This is a genomic window from Phenylobacterium sp. (genome assembly GCF_028290885.1).
Classification (GTDB): Bacteria; Pseudomonadota; Alphaproteobacteria; order Caulobacterales; family Caulobacteraceae; genus Phenylobacterium.
This window is the reverse complement of the sequence record NZ_JAQGIZ010000142.1, coordinates 1-7014: the sequence shown is the minus strand read 5'-3', so window position 1 is coordinate 7014 and position 7014 is coordinate 1. Positions and strand designations below refer to the sequence as shown.

Below are 7014 nucleotides of genomic sequence, written 5' to 3'. Positions count from 1 at the left end.
ACGAAAGCGGGCAGGGCGGCCTCCACCTCAGCGAGGCTCGGCCGCACGTCGGACTGCGCGGTCGTCTCGCCTTCACGGACGTTGGTGGACGTCTTGCGCCCCCAGTCGATGGTGAAGCGGTAGGCCTTGTCGGCGTCGACCAGGAACGGGACGGTCTTGGTGGCCTCCCCCAGGGCGATGGGCAGGATGCCGGTGGCCAGCGGGTCGAGGGTGCCGGCATGTCCCGCCTTCTGGGCGTTGAAGGCGCGGCGCACGCGGCTGACGGCATGGGTCGAGGTCAGGTCGTAGGGCTTGTCCAGGCAGATCCAGCCGGAGACCGCCTCGCCCTTGCGGCGGCGGCCCATCAGTCCCCCTCTTCCAGGGTGTCAGAGCCGTTCCAGGAATCCGCGGGAGAGTCGGGGGCGAGGTCCTGGGCGACGCGCGGATCGGCGAACAGCCGGCTGATCCGAGCGGCTTCGTCGAAGGTCTCGTCGTGCAGGAACTTGAGCGCCGGGGTGAACTTCATGTCGATGGCGTGGCCCAGGCGCCCGCGCAGGAACTTGTGATGGCGGTTCAGCGCCTTGACGACCACGACGGCCTGTTCGCCGCCGCCCAGCGGCTCGACGAACACCGTGGCGTTGCGCAGGTCCGGGCTCATCCGCACCTCGGTGAGGGTCACCGACACGCCCGCCAAGTCCGGATCGGTGATCTCCTGCGCGCGCAGGATCTCGACCAGGGCGTGGCGGACCAGTTCGGCGGCGCGCAGCTGGCGCTGCGACGGGCCGCGCGGCGCGGCGCGGCCGGAATGGGAAGGGCGTTTCATAGCGGTCGCTCGCTTGGGCCTGGGGCGCGGATCGGACGCGCCGACGCAGGGAAGGGCGGGTGTCTAGTGCCGGCGGGGCGGAGAGTCCAGCCGCAAGCGGTCAGCGCCTGACCACGTCGTAGGCGCCGTCGATATAGCCGTCGCCCGCGTCGCAGACGCTCGCCAGCGGCGGGGTGGGATAGAGCAGCACCAGCGTCTCGTCCGACGAGATGAGGAAATCCGACCTGGGAGCCAGGTCCTCCGTCCCGTCGGGCGCGCCGCGCCACTCGGCGTCGATCGCGACCGTCAGGCGCTCATGGCCGGACCGGGTGAGATGCAGCCGGGTCAGCACGATCGGTCGCCGCCGTTCGCTGGCGGCCAGGCCCGAAAGGCCGTCCCGGGTCACCGCGAACCGGTAATAGTGGCCCATGAACAGACCGACGCCCGCGCCTTCGAGATGCCGGATGCCGTCGTTGATGTCGGCGATCGCCTGCAAGCGGCCGAGCAGGGGCAGGTCGCTGATCGGCGGCTTGGGCGTTTCCCAGCTGCTGCGCATCAGACCCTGAAGCTGGCCCACCAGCCGGGTGAGCGGCGCGATGATCTCGCCGTCGGCGTCGACGTCGCAGTCGATGCGCCCGACGTCGGTCTGCGCGAGATGGTTCAGGACGTGCTTGCCCGAGCGAACCCGGCGCAGGCCCAGCCGTCCATCCGCCGAACCGTCACCCTTGCCGGGCGCGGCAGCCGCAAAGTCGGTGACCGCGACCCCCAGGGCGCCGGCGACGAACGCAAGCGTCTCGTCGCGCATCGTCTCGCCGCGCTCCATCCGCTGGACGGTCTTTCGGCTCAGGCCGCACTTCGCCGCGAGCGCTTCCTGCGTCAGGGCGCGGACCTCGCGCAGGCGTTTCAACTCGTCAGGGTATGCGCGCATGCTGCGGCGGGGGCGTTCTTGGTGAGCGTCATCAGAACGTTAACCTTGGGACAGTTCGGCGTCAGTGTGGCTCCAGGTCGCATCGGAACACCGCGGTGACCGGGTAGCGCCAGGTATGCCGGGCGACCTACCGGGTAGCGTCCCCCTCGGCAGCGGGCCGGTTACGGGTAGCAGGCGGTCGCTGAGAGCGGGACGTTCAGCAGCTGCGGGATCACGTTCACCGAATAGACGCCTGTCGCGCTGACGGTATGGCCGCAGCCGGCCGTGGTGGCGCTGAACACGGGCGAGATCGCGGGACCTTGATAGGCGCGCGCGGCGTAGGTCTGGGTGGACGCCGCGTTGGTGCAGACCGTCGTCTTCACCGCCGCGCAACGCGCCGCGTCCTCCACGGCGAAATGCAGGCTCGACACCGCGAAACCCAAGGTGGCCGTCGCCATCCCGCCGAGGATCATCAGGATGAACGCCGGCAGCACCAGTGCGAACTCGATCGCCGTTGCGCCGCGGTCGTCGCCGATCAGACCTGCCGCCTTTCGCCGAGCAATCATTTCATTCGCATCCAGGCCGTATGGGTCATGGTCTGCGGAAGGCGGTCGACCACCGTCAGCCCGCCGAACATGGGCGCATAGGTGAAGCTGGTGCTGACGACGAGATACAGGGTCGGCACGCTGGTGGCGTTGTTCACTGCCGAGCAATCGGCCGGCGGCGTCGCCGCCGCGCTGCCCACGAAGGTCAGCGCACCGCCGTTGTCGAGGCAATAGTACGCCTCCGAGAGCGGGACCTTCAGCGCGACCTGGGTTCCGAGCGAGGTGCTCTGCAGGGCGGTGGCGACGGCATTGTTCAGACCGGCGCAATTGGTGGTCGCCGGGACGTGGGCGACGTCGCAGGTGGCCAGCGCCGCCTCGGCTCCGGCCTGGGTCGCGGCGGTTGCCTGCATCGAATCGAAGCCATAGCGCGCGATCTCCGAGACGTTGAGCAGCCCGAGGCAGAAGATGGCCCCGACCAAGGACATCTCGATCGCCGCGACGCCGTCTTCGGCGCGCCCCAGCCGTCTTGCCAGGTGAAGCAGCTGCATCACAGCACCAGCAGTCCACGGCTGGGCTGCGGGCTGGACGGCATGCCCAGGCCGGCCTGCGGGCACTCGCCATGCGCCAGGATATTGCCTGTGCCGTTGACGAGCAGGTTGTCGGCCACCAGCACGAAGCAGGACTTGCCGTTGCTGGCCTTGTTCACGGCGCCACTGAACGTGACGCTGGCGTGCGGCAGGTAGACCAGGCCGGTGATGTCCCATGTCGGGCTGTTGCCGGCGGCGCTGATGTCGAGGCCCTCGGTAAGGCGGGGATCCTGATACATCGCGACCCCCGACCAGGCCCCGCTCGTCGGAGCGGCGATGTCGATGGTCCCGCCGCCGGTCGGCGCATGGGTGTAGGCCCCCGCGGTGCCGGAGAACACCACCGTCAGCGCCGAGCCGTTGGAGGTCTGCAGGGTGAAGCCGTTGGTGTCGAGCTGCCCGTTCTGGATCACCAGCACGGCGCCGTTGGAGTCCGTATTGACGGTGACCGGACCGGTGAGCTGCACGTCTCCGCATATCTGCACCGTGCCGCTCCAAGCCTGGATGCCCCACAGCAGGTTCGGCGGCTGAAGCGCCGGCTGGTTCTTCTTGGTGGGTTCCTGCGGGTAGGATCCGCAGGTGTTCGCCGGGACGCTGTCGACCAGCGCGGCGTACGGGTCGGGAACTGTCGCCACGTTGTCGGTCTGGATGACGCCGCAGCCGCCGTCCGTCGTGTGGGCGTCGCCGTGGTCCGCATTGAGGTTGTGCCCGTTGCATGTCGAGGCGGTGTTCGACATCACGTTGCAGCCGGCCAGGTCGGCCTTGGGGGCGCCGTTGGTCCGCAGCGCGGGCGTCGTGCCGCTGCTCGCCAGGGCGAGGACGCAATAGGGCCGCGGCGAAATCCCCTGGAGCGCGACCGAACTCGCCGTGACCTTCTGGGCCGGAGCGCCCGACAGGGTGGCGTTGCCGCGGTAGCCCACGACTCCGGCCAGCAGCAACGGCAGGCTCTTCGAGACCGTGACCTTGTAACAGTTGCTGGCTGCCCCGCTGGGGCAAGGCTGGTTGTTGGCGGCGGTGACCGTTGCGCCGCCTTGGCCGTTGACGAATCCGTAGCGGGCGGCGACCGCAAGCGCTTCCGTGGTGTAGTTGGCGCCGGCGTTGGACGCCGCGGCGATCGCCGCCGAGTCGGCCGCATTCTGGGCGCTGCGGGCGGTGGCGTACCAGGAGACGGCCTCGGTCCCCAGCCCGAAGGTCCCCACCAGCGCCGGCAGCACGAGCGCCGACATCACCGCGATGTTGCCGCGGGTGTTCGTGGCGAATCGGCGAAGGAACCGAAGGGCGCCGGCTCGTGCGGACTTGATCCTAGAAACGCAGGTCATCTCAACCGCCAAGTTTGGCCATTGGCGCAACAACCACAGGTGTGATTAAGCGACCCCCTACGCACGTGGTTTACGCGCGCTCACCTTTTGCTACCGGCGTGGATAAGGGCGCCCGCCGCACAGGGCGGCGGTCGAGCGATGCGACGATGGAAAGCCTTGCCAAGCAGCCTTAACCGGGCGCTACGCCGGATCGGTCAGAGCTTGATCCGCAACGTGGAGAAGTCGCCGTCGAAGCTGGTGAGTTTCCAGCTGCCGTTTTCCTTGGTGAAGGTCAGCACGCAGGGCCCGTCCTTCTTCTTGGTGGCGCAGACCCGGCCGTCCGGCAGGGTCTTCAGCGCCTGGGCGATCACCAGGGGGCTCGGGATCTTGGTGTCGGCCTTGTAGCCGTACTGCTCGGCGACCATCCGGAAGGTCCTGGGCTGGACCAGTGCCTGGTCGGCGAACTCGATCACCGAGGGGCCGAGCAGGGCGGCGAGGCCCCTGATCTTGTCGTTCTTGGCCATGCGGTCGGCGAGCTTGGCCTGCAGCTCGCGCTTCAGGGCTTCGTGGTCCACGTGGGCGTCGAAGGCCGCGCTGTCGTCGTCGCGGATGGCGACCAGCAGCGCATGGACGTCGTTGGCCGCGCCCAGGCGCTGCACCGAGGCGCAGGCGGCGAGGGTGAGGGCCACCAGGGTCAGCAGGACGGCGCGCACGGTTTGGCCTCCTTCAGTCCACCAGATGAATAGCCCGGCAAGAGGGCCAGATCACGGCCATTCGTTCCCGCTCTCGGGGGACAGGGAAAAGCCCCGGAGGGTCGCTCCGGGGCCTTAGAAAGTCAGAGCTGGCTATCTATCGCTACAGCGTCCGCCTCACCTCTTCGAGGCTGAAGCACTCGATGGTGTCGCCGGGCTTGATGTCCTGGAAGCCGGCGAAGGCCATGCCGCACTCCTGGCCGGACTGGACCTCGTTGACCTCGTCCTTGAAGCGCTTGAGCGTCTGCAGGGTGCCGAGCTCGAGGACCACCACGTCGGCGCGGACGATCCGCACGCGGGCGCCCTTGCGGACCACGCCCTCGGTGACCCGGCAGCCGGCGACGCGGCCGACCTTGGAGATGTCGAAGGCTTGCAGCACCTCGGCGTTGCCCAGGAAGGTTTCCCGCTGGATCGGCGCCAGCATGCCGGAAAGCACGCCTTTGATGTCGTCGATCAGGTCGTAGATGATCGCGTAGTAGCGGATCTCCACGCCCTCGCGCTCGGCAAGGTCGCGGGCCTGCTTCGAGGCGCGGACGTTGAAGCCGAGGATCGGCGAGCCCGCGCCCTTGGCCAGCATGACGTCGCTTTCGCTGATCGCGCCGGCGCCGGAGAGGATGATCCGCGCACGGACCTCCTCGTGGGCCAGTTTGTCCAGCGAGCCCACGATGGCCTCGGCGGAGCCCTGCACGTCGGCCTTGATGATCACCGGAAGCTCCGAGACCTTCTTGTCGGTGATCTTGGCCATCATGTCGGCGAGCGAGGCGCCCTGGCCGGTCGCGCCGGCCTTTTCGCGCTTCAGCCGCGTGCGGTAGTCGGTGAGCTCGCGGGCGCGGGCTTCGTTCTCCACCACGGCGAAGGGTTCGCCCGGATCGGGCGTGCCGTCGAGGCCGAGGATCTCCACCGGCACGGACGGCCCGGCCTCGGCGACCTGTTCCTCGCGCTCGTTGAGCAGCGCACGGACCCGGCCGAAGTTGGCGCCGGCCACGACGATGTCGCCGCGCTTCAGGGTGCCACGCTTGACCAGCACGGTGGACACCGCGCCGCGTCCGCGATCGAGCTTGGCCTCGATCACCACGCCGTCGGCGGTGCGGTCGGGGTTGGCCTTCAGGTCGAGGACCTCGGCCTGCAGCAGGATGGCCTCGATCAAGTCGTCCAGACCCATCTTCTGGGTGGCGGAGACCTGGATGGCCTGGGTGTCGCCGCCCAGGCTTTCCACGACGATCTCGTGCTGCAAGAGCTCGTTGATCACCTTGGTCGGGTCGGCGTCGGGCTTGTCGATCTTGTTGATCGCCACGATGATCGGGGCGCCGGCCGCCTTGGCGTGATTGATCGCCTCGATGGTCTGGGGCATCACCCCGTCGTCCGCCGCCACCACCAGCACCACGATGTCGGTCACCGTCGCGCCGCGCATGCGCATGGCGGAGAAGGCGGCGTGGCCGGGGGTGTCGAGGAAGGTGACCCGCTGGCCGCCCTCCAGGCGCACCTGGTAGGCGCCGATGTGCTGGGTGATGCCGCCGTGCTCGCCCGCCACCACGTCGGTGGAGCGCAGGGCGTCGAGCAGCGAGGTCTTGCCGTGGTCGACGTGGCCCATGACGGTCACCACGGGCGGCCGCGGCAGCAGGTGGTCGTCGACGTCCTCGGCGCCGATGAAGCCGGCTTCGACGTCGGCTTCCGACACGCGGCGCACGGTGTGGCCGAACTCGGTGGCCACCAGCTCGGCGGTGTCGTTGTCGATCACGTCGGCGCTCTTCAGCATCACGCCCTGACGCATCAGGAACTTGATGATCTCAGCGCCGCGGATCGCCATCCGGTTGGCCAGCTCGGCCACCGTGATCACGTCGGGGATGACCACTTCGCGGGCCGCGCGGGCCGCTTCCTGGCCGCCGCCCTTGCGCTTCTCGCGCTCGCGCTCGCGGGCCCGCCGGACCGAGGCGAGTGAACGCATCCGATCGACGGCGCCCTCGTCGTCACCGGCCACCGCCTGGATGGTCAGGCGGCCTTCGCGGCGCTGCGGGGCGCCCTTGGCGCGGCTGATCGCCTTGGACGGCGCGACGCCCTTGCGGCCGCCGTCATCGTCGTCGGGGCGGCGGTCCATGAGCGCGCCGCCCGGCCGCGGGTCCTGGCGGTCTGCGAGCTGGATCTCGGGC

At 69.2% G+C, this 7014-nt stretch carries 7 protein-coding genes and 1 pseudogene; all 8 read right to left on the bottom strand.

The features are described 5' to 3' along the window. A pseudogene (locus tag JWP28_RS09620) lies at positions 1 to 344 on the bottom strand (tRNA pseudouridine(55) synthase TruB); the annotation flags it as partial. After that, positions 344 to 802, bottom strand: coding sequence for a 30S ribosome-binding factor RbfA (rbfA, locus tag JWP28_RS09615; RefSeq protein WP_299542445.1), 459 nt, complete (start codon positions 800 to 802; stop codon positions 344 to 346). The pseudogene JWP28_RS09620 and the gene rbfA, both read right to left, overlap by 1 nt. A gap of 100 nt (positions 803 to 902) precedes the next feature. Then, positions 903 to 1709 carry a helix-turn-helix transcriptional regulator gene (locus JWP28_RS09610; RefSeq protein WP_299542443.1) on the bottom strand — a complete coding sequence of 269 codons (807 nt, stop codon included), beginning with the start codon at positions 1707 to 1709 and terminating at the stop codon, positions 903 to 905. A 161-nt stretch (positions 1710 to 1870) separates the two neighbouring features. After that, positions 1871 to 2254: a TadE/TadG family type IV pilus assembly protein gene (locus tag JWP28_RS09605; protein ID WP_299542441.1), complete on the bottom strand. Its 384-nt coding sequence runs from the start codon at positions 2252 to 2254 to the stop codon at positions 1871 to 1873. Beyond that, entirely contained in the window at positions 2251 to 2781 is a 531-nt protein-coding gene (locus JWP28_RS09600) for a hypothetical protein (protein ID WP_299542439.1), read from the bottom strand. Before JWP28_RS09600 ends, JWP28_RS09605 begins: the two co-directional genes overlap by 4 nt. Beyond that, entirely contained in the window at positions 2781 to 4136 is a 1356-nt protein-coding gene (locus tag JWP28_RS09595; RefSeq protein WP_299542437.1) for a pilus assembly protein TadG-related protein, read from the bottom strand. The genes JWP28_RS09600 and JWP28_RS09595 overlap by 1 nt, the downstream gene beginning before the upstream one ends. Before the next feature lie 194 nt (positions 4137 to 4330). Beyond that, a complete protein-coding gene (locus JWP28_RS09590; protein ID WP_299542435.1) occupies positions 4331 to 4828 on the bottom strand; it encodes a DUF2939 domain-containing protein in 498 nt (165 codons plus the stop codon). 142 nt (positions 4829 to 4970) lie between these two features. Further along, on the bottom strand, positions 4971 to 7014 hold a 2044-nt coding region (gene infB, locus JWP28_RS09585), incomplete at its 5' end, for a translation initiation factor IF-2 (RefSeq protein WP_299542433.1).

Bases quoted from the DNA above. Each gene is read 5' to 3' on its own strand.
- rbfA (WP_299542445.1), bottom strand. From the start codon at position 802: ATGAAACGCCCTTCCCATTCCGGCCGCGCCGCGCCGCGCGGCCCGTCG.
- JWP28_RS09610 (WP_299542443.1), bottom strand. From the start codon at position 1,709: ATGCGCGCATACCCTGACGAGTTGAAACGCCTGCGCGAGGTCCGCGCC.
- JWP28_RS09605 (WP_299542441.1), bottom strand. From the start codon at position 2,254: ATGATTGCTCGGCGAAAGGCGGCAGGTCTGATCGGCGACGACCGCGGC.
- JWP28_RS09600 (WP_299542439.1), bottom strand. From the start codon at position 2,781: ATGCAGCTGCTTCACCTGGCAAGACGGCTGGGGCGCGCCGAAGACGGC.
- JWP28_RS09595 (WP_299542437.1), bottom strand. From the start codon at position 4,136: ATGACCTGCGTTTCTAGGATCAAGTCCGCACGAGCCGGCGCCCTTCGG.